General features: G+C 45.0%; 14 protein-coding genes. 10 read left to right on the forward strand and 4 right to left on the reverse strand.

The features are described from left to right. Positions 1-83: 83 nt before the first annotated feature. Positions 84-620: a hypothetical protein gene (locus FFM77_RS03135; RefSeq protein ID WP_137634287.1), complete on the forward strand. Its 537-nt coding sequence runs from the start codon at positions 84-86 to the stop codon at positions 618-620. 57 nt (positions 621-677) lie between these two features. On the opposite strand, the gene FFM77_RS03140 is transcribed toward FFM77_RS03135, so the two are convergent. Further along, complete coding sequence (locus FFM77_RS03140; RefSeq protein WP_171001543.1) at positions 678-2,090, reverse strand: 4-hydroxyphenylacetate 3-hydroxylase N-terminal domain-containing protein; 1,413 nt, start codon at positions 2,088-2,090, stop codon at positions 678-680. A 183-nt stretch (positions 2,091-2,273) separates the two neighbouring features. Here FFM77_RS03140 and FFM77_RS03145 point away from each other — a divergent pair, with 183 nt between their 5' ends. Continuing rightward, a complete protein-coding gene (locus FFM77_RS03145; protein ID WP_137634288.1) occupies positions 2,274-4,232 on the forward strand; it encodes an elongation factor G in 1,959 nt (652 codons plus the stop codon). A gap of 84 nt (positions 4,233-4,316) precedes the next feature. Here the strand turns inward: FFM77_RS03145 and FFM77_RS03150 are convergent, their stop codons facing one another. Further along, positions 4,317-4,592, reverse strand: a complete 276-nt coding sequence (locus FFM77_RS03150; protein ID WP_137634289.1) for a helix-turn-helix domain-containing protein — start codon at positions 4,590-4,592, stop codon at positions 4,317-4,319. Beyond that, positions 4,579-4,947 carry a type II toxin-antitoxin system RelE/ParE family toxin gene (locus FFM77_RS03155; RefSeq protein ID WP_137634290.1) on the reverse strand — a complete coding sequence of 123 codons (369 nt, stop codon included), beginning with the start codon at positions 4,945-4,947 and terminating at the stop codon, positions 4,579-4,581. The genes FFM77_RS03150 and FFM77_RS03155 overlap by 14 nt, the downstream gene beginning before the upstream one ends. A 399-nt stretch (positions 4,948-5,346) precedes the next feature. Here FFM77_RS03155 and FFM77_RS03160 point away from each other — a divergent pair, with 399 nt between their 5' ends. The 4 genes from FFM77_RS03160 to FFM77_RS03175 all read left to right on the forward strand — a co-directional run bounded on the left by FFM77_RS03160 (position 5,347) and on the right by FFM77_RS03175 (position 9,609). Continuing rightward, positions 5,347-6,012 (forward strand): type 1 glutamine amidotransferase, encoded by a 666-nt coding sequence (locus FFM77_RS03160; protein WP_137634291.1) that lies wholly within the window; start codon positions 5,347-5,349, stop codon positions 6,010-6,012. 30 nt (positions 6,013-6,042) lie between these two features. After that, the gene (locus FFM77_RS03165; protein ID WP_137634292.1) at positions 6,043-6,615 is read left to right on the forward strand and encodes a plasmid pRiA4b ORF-3 family protein; all 573 of its coding nucleotides are present in this window, start codon (positions 6,043-6,045) and stop codon (positions 6,613-6,615) included. A gap of 180 nt (positions 6,616-6,795) precedes the next feature. Continuing rightward, positions 6,796-8,376 (forward strand): cation:proton antiporter, encoded by a 1,581-nt coding sequence (locus FFM77_RS03170; protein ID WP_137634293.1) that lies wholly within the window; start codon positions 6,796-6,798, stop codon positions 8,374-8,376. A 192-nt stretch (positions 8,377-8,568) separates the two neighbouring features. Beyond that, positions 8,569-9,609 (forward strand): zinc-dependent alcohol dehydrogenase family protein, encoded by a 1,041-nt coding sequence (locus FFM77_RS03175; RefSeq protein ID WP_137634294.1) that lies wholly within the window; start codon positions 8,569-8,571, stop codon positions 9,607-9,609. A gap of 55 nt (positions 9,610-9,664) precedes the next feature. On the opposite strand, the gene yaaA is transcribed toward FFM77_RS03175, so the two are convergent. Beyond that, positions 9,665-10,411, reverse strand: coding sequence for a peroxide stress protein YaaA (yaaA, locus tag FFM77_RS03180; RefSeq protein ID WP_137634295.1), 747 nt, complete (start codon positions 10,409-10,411; stop codon positions 9,665-9,667). A 291-nt stretch (positions 10,412-10,702) separates the two neighbouring features. Between yaaA and FFM77_RS03185 the strand changes: the two genes are divergently transcribed. The 4 genes from FFM77_RS03185 (at position 10,703) to FFM77_RS03200 (ending at position 15,264) form a co-directional block, all read left to right on the forward strand. Then, a complete protein-coding gene (locus FFM77_RS03185; protein WP_137634296.1) occupies positions 10,703-11,563 on the forward strand; it encodes an SDR family NAD(P)-dependent oxidoreductase in 861 nt (286 codons plus the stop codon). Between the two features lie 30 nt (positions 11,564-11,593). Further along, on the forward strand, positions 11,594-12,439 hold the full coding sequence (locus FFM77_RS03190; protein WP_137634297.1) for an acetoacetate decarboxylase family protein: 846 nt from the start codon (positions 11,594-11,596) through the stop codon (positions 12,437-12,439). Positions 12,440-12,468: 29 nt separating this feature from the next. After that, the gene (locus FFM77_RS03195; RefSeq protein WP_137634298.1) at positions 12,469-13,119 is read left to right on the forward strand and encodes a nitroreductase family protein; all 651 of its coding nucleotides are present in this window, start codon (positions 12,469-12,471) and stop codon (positions 13,117-13,119) included. A 588-nt stretch (positions 13,120-13,707) separates the two neighbouring features. Beyond that, entirely contained in the window at positions 13,708-15,264 is a 1,557-nt protein-coding gene (locus tag FFM77_RS03200; protein ID WP_137634299.1) for a PucR family transcriptional regulator, read from the forward strand. Positions 15,265-15,288 lie beyond the last annotated feature (24 nt).

The raw sequence follows: 15,288 nt of genomic DNA on the forward strand, positions 1-15,288 counted from the left end.
AATAGCGCTTATATTAGATTTTTCTGATTGAACGATGCAGGTGTTTGAACTAAGATTGATAATAAATGGAGGAGGAGTAACAAATGAAAGTCAAACGACTATTAGTCATGTTTACAGCAACGTTAGCGATGATGGTGGGTGGCTTATTCTTGAAGCCAAATGATCAAAAGGTACAAGCGTCAGCGTATACCATTAAGACCTTTCCCAAGAGATTGCGTGGTACTTGGTATACTTACGATCGCTATGATCATAAAATTTTTCGAATTAAGATTTCAGCTAAGAAACTAACGGAAAATAAATATATTAGCCGATTACACTCGCGAAAAACGACAGCCTATCCAAAACTAGGAGCGAAAATAAAACATCCAAGCTGGATTATTGGTTATACTTTCACTTATAAAGGTGAATATTGGACTCAGACTTATGGTTGGTACCAGAGCGCTGGGGCTGGAGATTATTATCGAAAAGTAAGTCATCGTATTCATGGTAAGAAATATGCCACTTTACAATTAGCAAGTGGTGCCGGTATCTGGACAGATGGTTATGCCTATCACTCAAAAAAGGCAGCTAAAGCCTATAGTCATCATTGGTTTAAAGGTGATCGACATAATCGGCTCTAAATGAAAAGGAACGTCTGGACATCATTGCCCAAACGTTCCTTTTACTTAGTCATCGTCTTATTTTAATAACCGATCCAACATCGCATTTCCAGCCTGCAAATCCTCATCCAAATAATGTTTCGAGCGAATTCGCATCGGGTCACCGCCATGATAATATTCATACATTAACTGACGCTGACCGAAGCCAGAACTACTTAAATCAAATGCTAAATTCAATAATTTCGACCGTTCTCGTGAATCAGCTCGTGACGTCGTCAATGCTTGATCCAAGATTGGTCCATTGTCACCAGCGAATTCTTCAAAGCCGGGGACGCCGACCATTGAACCAGCGGCCAGATGCTGAATGACCCGCAATGCTTCATCATAAAAGGCGGGTAAACTAGCGCGAACGGCTAATAAAGCTTGTAAGTTCGGGGTGTAGATTCCGAATTCGTCTAGTTGGCCTTCATCTTCGGATCGAGCAATCGTACCTTTAATCAGTTCCAAGTGAGCCGTCAAACTGCCGAGCTTTTCTTGAACACCTAAAAAGCCATCTAAGCCTAACGTATGGGCGACGCGAATCGCCAAACTAGTGGCGAATTCTAACTTGGTAATCCCACGAACTTCATCTTGGTGCGAGGTGTGCCCAAAGATTCCAGATTCGATGAAGAAACGGTTACTCATATCGGTGTCGTTTTCAACGAAGACTTTTTCCCATGGGATGAAGGTATGGTCAAAGACGACATAGGCATCGATTTCATCTAAAGCATTGCTTAGTGGATAATCGTCTTCGGTGTAGCCGGGATGATCGAGTAACTTTCGGCAAATAATCTTAACGCCGGGTGTGTTCAATGGGGTGGCAAAAGCAACGGCATAACTAGTATCGCCTTTTTCTAGTAATAGTTCTGGTGGATTGAAGACTAATAAATCATCTGCAATTGGGGCCATGGTATTCACCATCTTGGCGCCGGAAACCACAATACCGTCGGCGCGACGTTCAACGGTATGCACCCCGGCATAACCGCTAGGAATCTGATTAATTGGCTTAGTGCGGTCTAACTGTGGGTTTTGCAGGGCATGACTGATAAAAATATCATTTTCCTTAATCCATTCAGCATAGTGCTTGGCATTAGCAGCAAAATCGGTCCATTTGTTATGGCCTAAGAAGGCATAGCGTTCCGCTAAGATACCCATCCCGGTGGCTAAAAAGTCTGGGGTGCGACCTAGCATTCCGTTATTAGTTTGCGCAATTTCCTGATAGGCTTGATGCTTTTGCCGCAAATCAGCCACATTGCGTGGTACTTTGTAGGCAATGTCGTAGGTGTGGCCATTTTCTTGGTAAGTGTGAACTGCTGGATGGGTCTTTTGCAGGGTATAGTATTGGTTATTCAACGCGAGCGTTTTCCAAAAAATTGGTATTTCAGAAACCTGAATTAGCTTGCCATTTAAATAAACGGCACGTCCATCGTCGAGTTGTTCAATCGTGTGCATGTGAAAGTCCCCCTAACTGGTTATCAGTTTCACTATAACAGATATCTATCATGAATAAAGCGGTTTCTTGAAAATAGTTAAGTACGGTTTACTAGCTGACTTTGCAAACTGGGTGCTGGCAAGTAGCATGTTATGATAGATAGGGTACATAGCAGTTATTTTATTTAAGACAGGCGGGATATTATGAAATCAATTACAGCGGGCATTATCGCCCATGTCGATGCCGGTAAAACAACGTTGTCTGAAGCGTTGTTGTATCGAGCCGGGACGCTTCGACAATTGGGTCGCGTTGATAAAGGGGATGCTTTTTTAGATCCCGATGATTTGGAAAAGCAACGCGGGATTACCATTTTTTCGCACCAGGCGAATTTAAGCTATCAAGATCTCAAGTTAACGTTACTAGATACTCCGGGACACGTGGATTTTGCATCGCAAACGGAGCAAGTTTTAAGTGTGCTCGATTATGCGATTTTAGTCGTTTCGGCGACTGATGGTGTTCAAGGTTACACGCGGACTTTATGGCGGTTATTGGCACATTATCACGTGCCAACGTTCATTTTTGTGAATAAGATGGATGTTCCGGGAACTAATCAGGCGGCCCTGTTAACGCAACTACAGACGGAGTTGTCGGCCGGGTGCGTGACTTTTGACGCGACGTTGTCTGCCGAGACGATCGAAACGATGGCGATGCAAGACGACACGATTTTAGAACAGTATTTAGAGACTGGTGAATTGACGGCAGCTACCGTTAAGCAACTGATTCAGCAACGAGCCGTATTTCCATGTTACTTTGGTGCGGCCCTAAAGGTGGATGGGGTCGATGACTTGCTAGCAGGACTGGCCCAATGGACTGAGCCAACGCCCGTTAAATCAACATTCGGGGCGCGGGTCTTCAAGGTGTCGTATGACGATGCAGGGACCCGGTTGACCTGGTTGCGTGTTACCGGGGGCGAATTGAAAACGAAGGGGTATCTCCTCGGTAATCAGCAAATCAATCAAATTCGCGTTTATAACGGCTCGAAATTTCAAATTGTGCCGACTTTAACGGCTGGTGACGTGGCGGCGATTCCTAATCTGACAGACACGCATCCGGGGCAAGGGTTAGGGATTGAACCTGATGCAGCGATGCCGGTGATTCAACCCGTCTTGAATTATACGGTTGATCCTAAAGACAATGATCTGCATCACTGTCTAACCATCTTGCAACAGTTAGCGGATGAAGACCCACAACTGCACGTGGTCTGGTCAGCGGAATTACAAGAAATTCGTTTACAGATTATGGGGAAGGTTCAATTAGAGATTTTGCAGCAACGTCTCCAGACGCAATTCCAATTAGACATTGGCTTTGGTGAGGGGAGTATTTTATATAAAGAAACCATTACCCAAGCGGTGGAAGGGGTCGGTCATTTTGAACCGTTACGCCATTATTCAGAAGTGCATTTACTCATGCAACCAACGGCAACTGGTAGTGGACTGACGTTTGCAGCTGACTGCCCGTTAGAAGTGTTGGGCCGTAATTGGCAGCATCAAGTGTTGTCGAATTTGCAGGCGAAGGATCAACTTGGGGTTTTAGTCGGCGCACCTTTAACGGATGTGAAGCTAACGCTTGTAACGGGACGTGCCAGCAATGTGCACTCGGTTGGCGGCGACTTTCGCGAAGCCACTTGGCGGGCGGTACGGCAAGGTCTAATGATGTTGAAAACGCAACAGGCGTGCCAATTATTAGAGCCATGGTATCGATTCCGCTTAGAAGTAGGCCAAGCCCAAGTTGGTCGGGCAATGACGGATATTCAACGGATGCAAGGTAGCTTTGAAGGTCCGGAACCAGCCGCTAATGGCAGTGACTTGGTCGTGTTAACTGGGACGGCGCCGGTTGCCGAGATGCAGGATTATTCGCAGGCGGTCAATGCTTATACGCATGGACAGGGCCAACTAGAATGCTTGATTGACGGTTATCGGCCTTGTCACAACGCTGAAGAAGTGGTGGCAGCCCAAGCGTATCAACCGGTTGCTGATTTAGAAAATACGCCGGATTCGGTCTTTTGTGCGCATGGTGCTGGTTATCCAGTACCGTGGGATCAAGTGCCGGCAATGGCGCATGTGCCGTATGTTTATACAGCGGCCGAGTTAGCGAAATTATAGAAATGTTAGTCATACTACAAATGTAGTACCAAATAAAAATGACCTCATCCTACTAGCATAAGTATTGGATGAAGTCATTTTTATTTAAGAGAAACTAATAGTCAATCGCTTTCCTAAAGCAAATGCAATTTTTGATAAGGTATCAAAAGAGGTGTTAGCACCACGTTCAATTCTAGCAATAGTTGATTGAGGTACAGCCGCTTTGTCTGCAAGTTCTTGTTGCGTCAGTCCAGCAGCTTCACGAGCCTTCATCAGTGCTGCTGCGCTGGCTAATTTTGAATACTCATTATCAAAATCCTTCTTAAATGCAGGATCTTTTAAGGCGTTTTTCAAATAACTATTAAAATTAATGCTGGTCATGGTTGTGCTCCTTCCAATATTCAGCTCTGATTTCTAAGGCATGTTGTATTTCGTATGAAGGTGTCTTTTGTGCTTTTTTAGTGAAACCATGTGTGATTTGATAATTTGTCCCAGTTACATGAAAATACAGGCCGCACTGAATATTATTGCCAGTTTTTGATCGTAGTTCAAATAAGTTATCATCTATTTTTTTAATCCATTTCATCTTTCTAGCTACGATTAATCCTTGGTCCTGTACATTGGCAATAGTTGCGACTAACTTGACGCGATCTTTTTCTGGGAGAGTTTGTAGAAACTCGATAAATTCAGTGTGACTATTTGGTCGTTGGTAGAATTCGAACTCTGGCTTTTTCATAGCTTGATTATATCATATATAGGAATAAATACCATTATATGATATTAAAATTTGCTTATATCAACTACTTACTCGGAAATAAATTAGAAAAAGGAAAAGCTATAAAGGGTAGGATATAATTATTGGTCGCATGGTTATACTAAATAGCCATATTTTTGAAGGTTTAAGTCTGGCTACACGGATAAAGCAGCTAACCTATCAGTTTGGGTATTAAATCAGTAAGTACTTTTTATGGTGGGTATTTTCAGGTAATTATAGGGTTCGTTTAATTTGACCAAAGAAAGTTAGCGCATTCATTTTCAGAACCTCCAAATAAGGTGTTGGTGCTATAATAATATTAATATGGGAGTTTGCAGGCAAGTCCCAAACTAAATCTCTGCCGTTGACGAAAGGTTATTTATGCGAATTAATGTTTTGCAACATACGCCAGATGAAGGCCCCGGCATGATTGCTGATTGGGCGGCGCAACATGGACATGTACTCTATATCTACCATCCTTATCAGTTTGGCCAGTTACCAACCGCCGCCCAAACGGATATGCTGGTCATTTTAGGTGGGCCGATGAGTCCTAACGATGACTTACCCTGGATCAAGCAAGAACGCGACTTGATTAAAGTGTTAATGGCGACCGCTAAGCCGATATTTGGCGCTTGCTTTGGGGCGCAACAGATTACGAAGACGCTGGGTTATCCAATCACCAAAGCGCCAGCTAAAGAAGTCGGTTGGGCACCAGTCTATCGACAAGCAACGGTGATTCCAGATTTGCCGGCTACGCTCAACGTGCTGCACTGGCATGAAGAGATGTTTACGATTCCGGCTGAAGCCACGTTACTATTTTCGAGTGAGGCTGTTCGCAATCAAGGTTTTGTATTGGGACACCGGATCGTCGGTCTCCAGTTTCATCTGGAACCCAAAGTAACCAATGTGCGGGAGATGGTGGTCAATGACCACGCGTATATTGCAGGCTCTGTTTTAGGACAGACGGCCGCTGATATTCTGGCGGCGCCGATTCCCGAAGTAACGCAAACCACGTTATTTAAAATTTTAGATTATCTAACCAATTAGACCATAAATGAAAGTCGAAGGTGTTGTAAGATGGATAATGCTGCTGCGATGGAATTAATGATTAAGTTAGCGGGGGTGCATCCCGCGGTTTATCGGAAATTAGTGGTGCCGCTGTCGATTCGTTATGACCAGCTGCACGTCTTGATTCAACTTGCTTTTGGGTGGGAGAACTACCATTTACATGGCTTCCACCTAAAGGGGCAAGCCCGACAATATGTGCCCGCATTAACGGGGATGGGTTTTGATGATGATGAAATTCTGACTACTCAGGCCTATGTTTATCCCGACTTATTGCAGACGGATATCGTCTATACGTATGATTTTGGGGCGACTTGGGAACATCTGATTTCGTTGAATAAGATCATTACGTTTGCCGACTTACCGGGCACTGCAATCCCAAGTTGTGTCACTTATCGTGGTGACAATATTCCAGAAGATGCCACTTATGATGAAGAGACTGGCAAAGTCTTGCCAGAACCTGAAAAGTTCGACAAAGCGGCGCTGAACAAGAAGTTATGGTTATGGTCCCGCGCTGGTGAACAGATGGTGCATACTGAGAACTTGGGACTGGCACCGATTAGTGAATTAAACGAAGACTTTTAAGCTTGAAATGGCGTTGATCAGTGTAACTTGCTGGTGAACGTTATTTTTGTGTTTACTTTTAGGTTAACTGTGTTGAAATTATAGCTAGCCGGTGTGGTTTTCATAGGGCGAATTGCTGAATGTTTGATCAATCGAACAGGTATAATCAAAGCAGTATTCTAATTAGGTGGGGTGAGCAGGATGACAACTACGATTTATTCATCAACGTTGATGATTTTAATTGCAGTGGCGATTAGCAATCTATTAGCACAGGGATTTAAAAAAATTGCACCAACGTATATCAATTTATTAGTGGGACTTTTGGTGGGGTTATTACCGATAACGAATGCCGCTATCTTGTCTTTTAATAATGAAATTTTTATGACAGCGATTATTGCGCCCTTACTATTTTTTGAAGGCCAAAATACACGGGTCTTGATTGTTCGGAAAATGCGCCGGGTGACGTTAGAAACTGCGGTTTCGATGGCTGCGGCGCTGGCAATCGTGGTTGGACTATTAGTACATGTGATCGGTGGGATCGCGTTGCCGTTGGCGTTAATTATAACAGCGATCAGCGCGCCAACGGATGCAACCGCGCTGGATTCAGTAACCGGTGGTCGTCAGCTACCAACGCGGGTTGGTGGGGTATTACGCTTGGAGGCCTTGTTCAATGATGCAACTGGCTTGATTATTTTGCAGGCTGGCGTGTTGTGGTATACCAGCGGCCATTTAGCCTTAGGGAAAAATTTAATGGCCTTCTTGTGGTCAGCTGGGGGCGGATTAGTCTTTGGTGCCGCGCTTGCCTTTATATTGATGATTTGTCGGCAAGCCCTGTTGCGGTCACGTTGGAACTTGGCGTCGTCACAGATTATTATTTATTTGATGACACCAATCGTGATTTATGTATTGGCTGAAGCCATGGCGATGTCCGGCATTATTGCGGTCGTTAGCGCCGGACTAGTTTATAACGGAGAAGCCCAGCGGAGTCGCTTCTCTGATCCAAGGCAGTTTCATTTATCCGTTCAGTTAATTAACTTTGGCTCGGAAATCCTAAATAGCTTTGTTTTTGTGATCCTGGGTATTTTGTTAGCCCGAATTGTGACCGGCTATCATGCATCACCGGCGACAGGTCACTGGTTCTGGTTAGGACTGTTAGTTTATGGTTTAGGACTAGTTGGCCGTTACATTCATGGTCGAGCCATTAAGTTAACGTCGCACGATGCCTGGATCTTTTCGTTGGGTGGCGTACACGGGACTGTCACCTTGGCCTTAGCACTGTCTGTGTCAGTCTTGACGGCCACCGATAATCAACTGGTTTTATTGATTGAAACGGTTGTGATCATTTTAAGCATGTTAGTGCCGACAATCTTGTTGCGGTACTTGTTACCTGCCAAGAAAACGGCCAAATTAATGCGACCCAAGATGACCAAAATGCGGGAGAAAATGGTTGCGGCAGGGATGAGCCAATTGGCACAGTTGTCATTAACACCAGCAGTTGAAGCTAGTGTGACTTATGATTTGCGTGATCAATTACGCCAGACGCGCTTACAAAGCTTTCTAAGACAATGGCGTCAAAGTAGTTGGGAACCAAAAACATTTACTGGCGATGAAGCCTTACAAGAACGTCGAGCCTTAATGCGAGCCTTTGATGCGGAACGGCAATATTTGTATGAGCTGGCATTGACCCATCAGATTGCGTCTAAATATATCTATGATCTCTATAGCGAAATCTTACTTGCAGAATCATTAGTTTTAGATCCGGCTAATCAAACAGAATCATAAGAGTCTTGCTAGGATCTAGAAAATTCAACAAAATGGCGTTGATCAGCGTAATTTGTTGGTAAACGTCATTTTTTTGTTTGCCTTAAAGTTCACTTGAAGGGTTAAGCTAAGTTTAGCAATTAACTTTACTAGCTCAGCCACGTTGAAACGGCTACACTAAAAGTATCTAGTTAATAATTGGGAGGAAAAAGCATGAAAACAGCAGTTTTTGCCGAACCAGGAAAAATGGTCGTTCAGGAGTTACCGAAACCAACGATCAAGAACCCGACTGACGCCGTCTTAAAAATCGTCCGGGCATGTGTTTGTGGGTCAGATTTGTGGTGGTATCGTGGTATTTCTAAGCGAACTCTGAATTCACCAGTTGGCCATGAAGCCATTGGGATTGTCGAGTCAGTCGGGAGTGCCGTGACCAACGTTCAACCAGGCGATTTTGTGATTGCACCGTTTACGCACGGTTGTGGGCACTGTGCCGCTTGTTTAGCCGGCTTTGATGGTGATTGCTTGAATCCAACCGATGATGAAATCGTCGGTTATCAAAGTGGATACTTACGTTTTAAGCAGGCAGATTGGGCCTTGGTCAAGATTCCGGGACAGCCCGCTGATTATACGGATGATCAGCTCAATGATTTATTGACCTTATCCGATGTCATGGCAACCGGCTATCATGCCGCTAAGAGTGCGGAAGTTAAAGCGGGCGACACGGTTGTTGTCATGGGCGATGGCGCCGTTGGCCTGTGCGGTGTGTTGTCAGCACAGCTATTAGGGGCTAAGCGCATTATTGCCATGAGTCGGCATGCCGATCGTCAAGCTTTAGCCAAGGCGTTTGGCGCAACGGATATTATTGCCGAACGTGGTGATGACGCCGTTGAACGGGTGCAAGCCTTGACAGATGGGGCTGGGGCCGATGCGGTCTTAGAATGTGTTGGAACGGAACTTTCAGTGGATACCGCCGTTAAAGTCGGTCGTCCTGGAGCAGTCGTTGGCCGGGTCGGGGTGCCACAAAAAGCTGAGATGAATACCAATAACTTATTCTGGAAAAATATCGGGCTGCGCGGTGGGATTGCCTCCGTCACGACCGATGATCGGGCGGTCTTATTGGATGCCGTGTTAAAGGGTGAGATTCATCCTGGCAGGGTCTTCACCAAGCGGTTCACTTTGGATCAGATTCAAGCGGCTTACGAAGCGATGGATCAACGAGAAGCGATTAAATCATTATTAGTCATCAGCGACTAAGGTCAGCATTAAGGCGTTGCCTAGGGTTGGAAAATCAACCTAGGTAACGCCTCTTTTAGTGCTGATAAATAAAGACCAGCTGATTGGTCGTTGAACGAGTCGCATCAAAGCGGTAATCCGGATGGTCAAAGGCTTTGACACCATCGAGTTCAGTTATCTGATTTTCAGCTAAATAGCGAACCATCGCGCCGCGCGCCATCTTAGCTAGTGTCGCCTTGGTCTTGAGTTGACCATTGATTAGACTCCCGAAGATGACCGTGACAAATGGCTGTTGCGGCTGCAAATAGGGCGTAATTGCCTTGGCGTATTCTTGTGAGGCTAAGTTGAGGATCGGTTCAGTGGGACCGGCTAACGCTTGATAAAGTAAGTCCCCCCAAAACGCATACAGATTAGGGGCGCCGTTGACGGTAAGCTTAGCTTGCATCTCTAATCGGTAGGGGACGATACCATCAAAGGGTCTCAGAATACCATAAAAGCCTGATAAAATACGCAAGTTAGCTTGAATATAAGCTAAGGCCGGTTCGGTGAAAATATCAGGTGCCATATATTGGTACTGAATGCCGCGATAACTCAAAATTGCGGGCGTTAGTTGGCGATTGAGGTCTAGCTGCTGCAACCAAGTGTAGTTTGGTTGGGCGAGCTTATCGCTGCAGTGCCAGAGTGCTTTGGCTGCGGGATAGCTGAGTTGTCGCAGTCGGGTTAAGAGTTGGGTAGTTTGGGCTAGATACTGTGGTAAGGCCTGGTAAGCCAATGAGTCCGGATCAACGAGCATCTTTTTAGCGGGGGCGATGATGATTTTCATTAAGAATTAACCAGCTTTCTGACAAGATAATAGTTTCATCGTAGCATAGTTTGCGGGTCACAGCGACTCACTCGTTTAATGAATTTGTGAATTAATAGTTAAGGTGTTAGATGTGAGAATCCTACAGTTTAGTCCTGAAATTTGTGTAGTTTTTACCCCTTACGCAGAGCCAAATGTAAGCGCTACAATGTAACTGTACTTGAGGTTAACCGGTCGACCGAAAAAGTTTCAAATTGATGATTTAGCAATTATTTTCACAAAAAAATTAAGTTGTTAAAGGAGTCTGTGATCATGAAGGATTTTAAGAATAAAGTAATGTTCATCACTGGCGCGGCCCATGGCTTTGGCCAAGTTATCGCTGAAGAAGGGGCTAAACGCGGCATGAAGTTGGCCTTAGTCGATATGGATGAGGATGCCTTAAAGGACACCTATCAAGCTGCTATCGATGCTGGCACGGAAGCCATGATGATTGGTGCCGATGTCACGAAGGAAGCGGACGTTGACGCTGCCATTGATAAAGCGATGGCTAAGTTCGGTCAGATTGATTTATTGATCAATAACGCCGGAATCGCTTTACCAGGTCGGATGTGGGAATTACCAACCCGGGATTGGGAATGGATCATGCATGTTAACTTGATGAGTCAAGTTTACGCGATGCAACGGGTCATCCCAATTATGATGAAACAAAAGACCCACGGGGATATCTTAAATGTCGCTTCAATTGCTGGCTTAGTTGACACTCCCGGAATGCCTTCCTACCATGCAAGCAAGTTTGCTTCCGTAGGGATGACTGAAGCGACTGCCTATGATTTACAACGGGCTAAAGCCGATATTAGTATGCACGTCATGTGCCCTGGCTTTGTTCAGACGGACTTGTACCATACTGAAAATCATCGTCCAGCTCAATATACCGATAAGAGTGACCCGTACTATCAAAGCGAAGCCTATTTAAAAGGGCAGCAGTTTGCGAAGTATGTCATTACTAACGGGAAACCAATCGATTCAATCGCTGACACAGTCTTCAAAGCCTTGGAAGACAATCGGTTCTACATCTTGACGCATCCAGAATTCAACCCATTGATTGCCGATCGGGTTCACCGGATCGTCAACGATGGTGCACCAGATGTCAGTGTCATGAACGGAATTATGTAGTTACGGCTAATTACAAAGGAGTGTTAAATTATGGCTAGTTATGTTGTAAGCAATGATGATGTCAAGAATTTCTTGAATTTACCAAGTATGAACGACCAGCAAGGGCTAGGCTTCGCATATGCGACCGATGAAGCTGTCTTGAAGAAGTTAATTCCAGCCCCATTGAAGCTCATGGCTCCAGTTGTTTGCGGTTATGTTGTTCATATGGGCAAACCAACTTTTGGCGGTCCTTACCTGGAATTGAACCTCTTTGCCTTAGTCAGCTACAAAGACAAGATGATGGGGGCCTACCCAATCTCACTCTTGTTACATGGTCCAGGTGCTGAAAGTGGCATGATTGCTGGCCGTGAAGGCGCTGGGATTCCTAAGAAGTTGGCTGACGCGATGGAATTACGTCGTAACGATAATTCCGCCACGGCGACCGTTGAACGTCATGGCAAGACCTTGTTGAAGGTTGACTGGACCGCTGGTGAATTGAACGATCCATCAATTATGAAGCAATTTGCTGGGCAATTGGCTTTAGGTAAGGAAGCTGAAATGAATAGTTTCTTCTATACCTATGACATTGACCAACATGAAGATGGTTCTAACCACTTTAACAATGTTGAATTGGTTGCGACCCAATTGCGTTCATTAGCTGACCAAGTTGAACCAGGGAACTTATCAATTGAATTACAATCTACTGATGACGATCCATTTGGTGAATTAAAAGTCTTGAAGCCATTAGGCGCGGCTTGGTTCCACTTCGATACTTCCATTATGTTCAATACCTTGAAGCTTGAAAAAGTCGATACTGATGAAACAATGCCTAAGCTCTTAACCGGCCGTTACGACCGTGGCTTCTTCAACCCGAAAGCAACGTCATATAAAATTTAAGACCCAGATTTGAAAACGAGGTAATTAATATGGCAACGATGACTAAAAAATTAGGTAATAACGATTTAGCCGATGTGATGTTCAATCGGCATTCAGTTCGAGATTTCGACCCAGCCGTTAAAATCGACCGTGATGAAATTCAAGAAATGCTATCAGAAGCAGCAACGGCACCATCAGCCTGCAACTTGCAGTCTTGGCACTTCGTGGTAATTGATACCCCAGAAGCGAAGGAAAAGTTCAAGAAGGCGGTTATGCCATTCAACTATCCACAAGTTGATAAGGCATCGGCGATTGTCTTCATCGCTGGGGATACGCAATCCCACTTGGTTTATCGGGATGTTTGGAATAAAGTCTATAAAGCTGGTAATATCACCAAGGAACGTTTAGACCAAATCTTGGGGACCTTCTTACCATTATATGAAAAGGCGACCCCAGAATTCTTGAAGTTCGATGCGACAATGGATTGTTCCATTGTTGGCGCCCAACTCTTGTTGGTTGCTCGGGCTCATGGCTATGACGCCAATGCCTTTTCTGGTATCGACTTTGAACACATGATTCCAACCTTGGGCTTAGATCCTAAGCGCTTCGTGCCAATCATGGGGGTGGCTTTAGGTAAAGCCGCGTCAGAACCATTGCATACGCAACGGTATGATACGAAGACCCAGACCGAATTTCTCTAAATTAAGGATTCATCATTTCCCACTTGAATAAATATGAAAGTCCACCGTCCCAACTAAATGTTGGCGGTGGGCTTTTATTGTCACTTTCATCTTTACAATAACGCTTTCATTCCTTATGATTGAGGTGAGTGATATTGGATTGCCGCCTGCCGGTTGGTTCCTAAAACGCTGGAACGCCATGGGCCATTTTGAAGCCAAAGTGCGGTCTTCAAAACTGGCCTTGGCCTAAGTCCGAGCAGACCACTCGCACTAAGGCCAACGACACGGCTGAGCATTTTAGGAACCAACCTCTCGGCTAAATTAGTTGACTAAAATGACAGATCGTTAAGTTAGCTGATCTGATAATTAACGCCGGGCGGGCCAGAATTGGCTCAGTGGTGTCGTTTATCTAAGTCGGCGATTTTCCGACTTAGATAAATCCCGGCTTGTGAGACCGCCCTGTGGCTCGCAAACGCGGCCACCACGTTCCAGCCGATTCTGGACCAACCGGAGTGGCGGGTGTCAATTATAATGAGTATCAAGTATGCAGACAGTATTTTGATGATTCAAAAATCGTACTAATATTTAGAAGTTTGCGGGGGATGAATGATGCGACTTAAGCAATTAGTACAACAGTTAGCCACGACCTTTGACTTGACGTTAGCGGGTAGCTTTGTGGCGGGGACAACGGAGATCGAACAGGCACAATTAGGGAATAATGATGTGCGGCAGTTTCAAGAACACGTCTTATTCTTGAATTTGGTGACGGCTCATCAAGTGAAGTTAAGTTATTACGATCAGGGTCAGTTGCAACGGATTGGGGTGCTTCAATTGACCGTGCCGAAAAAGGTGGCGGTGGGCTTGGAGAATCAGCTGATGCAAGTTCTGTTCAAGATTGGCGAGTGGCTAGCACCAGTCCAATCGGTGCAGACGACGATTAATCAACTCGCCATTAATGCCATTACGGCTGATTTTGATACGGTATTGGACCAGACAGTCCAATTGCTTAAAAATCCGGTGGCGATTATTGATTTGAATGGTCAGATTTTATCGCGCTCGCATACCACTCAGATCAATGGGGCCAGTATTAGTGCGGCAGTCGAGCAAAATCAAATCGGCCGGTGGTTATTGGAACATGGCTTTGCCCCTGGAAAACGTGACTTTTTGACGCAAATCTATGTGGCTCAAGATAATCTAGCGTCGGGACCGATGTTGATCGCACCACTGGCCCATCAAGGAGAGCCAATTGGGTACTTAGTGATGCCGGCGATTAAAACACCCCTGAATGCGACCCACGCATTGTTGATCAGTGGCCTCAGTCAAGTGTTGGCGGGGTCGTTAGTCAAAAATCAGATTATGCCAACTGCGGAATCACAACGCGATCGTTTGATCAATGTGTTATTAACGGAACGTCAAAGCACCACCTTTGCTGCGCAATTCGCAGAACAACATGCGACGTTGCCCGATGCCATGGTGATTATTAAATGTGAACCGTTGGCCGGCCAATCTGCACGCGTTTTACAACAGCGATTACAATATTTATTAGCACCGCAATTTTCACAAGTCCTAGTTTCCGTTTATCAGCATAATTGTGTGGCATTAGTGAGCTTATCATTGGCCGCGTATAATAGTCCGGACTTTAAAGAGCGCTTGATGCAAGCCGCTAATCATACTGATTGTCGGTTTATCGTTTCGAACTTTTATCAGCAACCGGAAGATACCTTTGCGGCGTATACAGTCTGCACGCGGACGGCCAAGCTACAGACGTATCATGATCGAGTCGTTTTTTGTGAGGATGAATTCTTTAATTTATCATTGGCGCGGGTGAACCATATTGAGATTTTGCCATTTTTCATTAACCCGGCCTTAAAAGTCCTGATTGCTTATGACGCTAAGAATCGGACGAACCTGGTGCCGACCTTGGATGCGTATCTGGAAGCGACTTGTAACTTGACACGGACAGCGAAAGAACTCTATGTCCATCCCAATACGTTGCGGAATCGCTTAAAGCATATTTCAAAACTGACGGGATGTGATTTACGGGATGCGGAGACTTGTTTTAAGCTCGCTTCGGGGTTTAAATTGCGGCGGTTCTTAGTGAAGAATAATTATCAATCGACGTTGCCGTTGCCAAAAGAAGATCCACAACCGGCTGCGCGACATTAATGAGTTAGGTTGAAAAGGGATGAT

It is taken from the genome of Lactiplantibacillus songbeiensis, assembly GCF_005405125.1.
GTDB classification, from domain to species: domain Bacteria; phylum Bacillota; class Bacilli; order Lactobacillales; family Lactobacillaceae; genus Lactiplantibacillus; species Lactiplantibacillus songbeiensis.

Coding starts and splice junctions, on each gene's coding strand:
- FFM77_RS03135 (WP_137634287.1), top strand. CDS start 84: ATGAAAGTCAAACGACTATTAGTCATGTTTACAGCAACGTTAGCGATG.
- FFM77_RS03140 (WP_171001543.1), bottom strand. CDS start 2,090: ATGCACACGATTGAACAACTCGACGATGGACGTGCCGTTTATTTAAAT.
- FFM77_RS03145 (WP_137634288.1), top strand. CDS start 2,274: ATGAAATCAATTACAGCGGGCATTATCGCCCATGTCGATGCCGGTAAA.
- FFM77_RS03150 (WP_137634289.1), bottom strand. CDS start 4,592: ATGACCAGCATTAATTTTAATAGTTATTTGAAAAACGCCTTAAAAGAT.
- FFM77_RS03155 (WP_137634290.1), bottom strand. CDS start 4,947: ATGAAAAAGCCAGAGTTCGAATTCTACCAACGACCAAATAGTCACACT.
- FFM77_RS03160 (WP_137634291.1), top strand. CDS start 5,347: ATGCGAATTAATGTTTTGCAACATACGCCAGATGAAGGCCCCGGCATG.
- FFM77_RS03165 (WP_137634292.1), top strand. CDS start 6,043: ATGGATAATGCTGCTGCGATGGAATTAATGATTAAGTTAGCGGGGGTG.
- FFM77_RS03170 (WP_137634293.1), top strand. CDS start 6,796: ATGACAACTACGATTTATTCATCAACGTTGATGATTTTAATTGCAGTG.
- FFM77_RS03175 (WP_137634294.1), top strand. CDS start 8,569: ATGAAAACAGCAGTTTTTGCCGAACCAGGAAAAATGGTCGTTCAGGAG.
- yaaA (WP_137634295.1), bottom strand. CDS start 10,411: ATGAAAATCATCATCGCCCCCGCTAAAAAGATGCTCGTTGATCCGGAC.
- FFM77_RS03185 (WP_137634296.1), top strand. CDS start 10,703: ATGAAGGATTTTAAGAATAAAGTAATGTTCATCACTGGCGCGGCCCAT.
- FFM77_RS03190 (WP_137634297.1), top strand. CDS start 11,594: ATGGCTAGTTATGTTGTAAGCAATGATGATGTCAAGAATTTCTTGAAT.
- FFM77_RS03195 (WP_137634298.1), top strand. CDS start 12,469: ATGGCAACGATGACTAAAAAATTAGGTAATAACGATTTAGCCGATGTG.
- FFM77_RS03200 (WP_137634299.1), top strand. CDS start 13,708: ATGCGACTTAAGCAATTAGTACAACAGTTAGCCACGACCTTTGACTTG.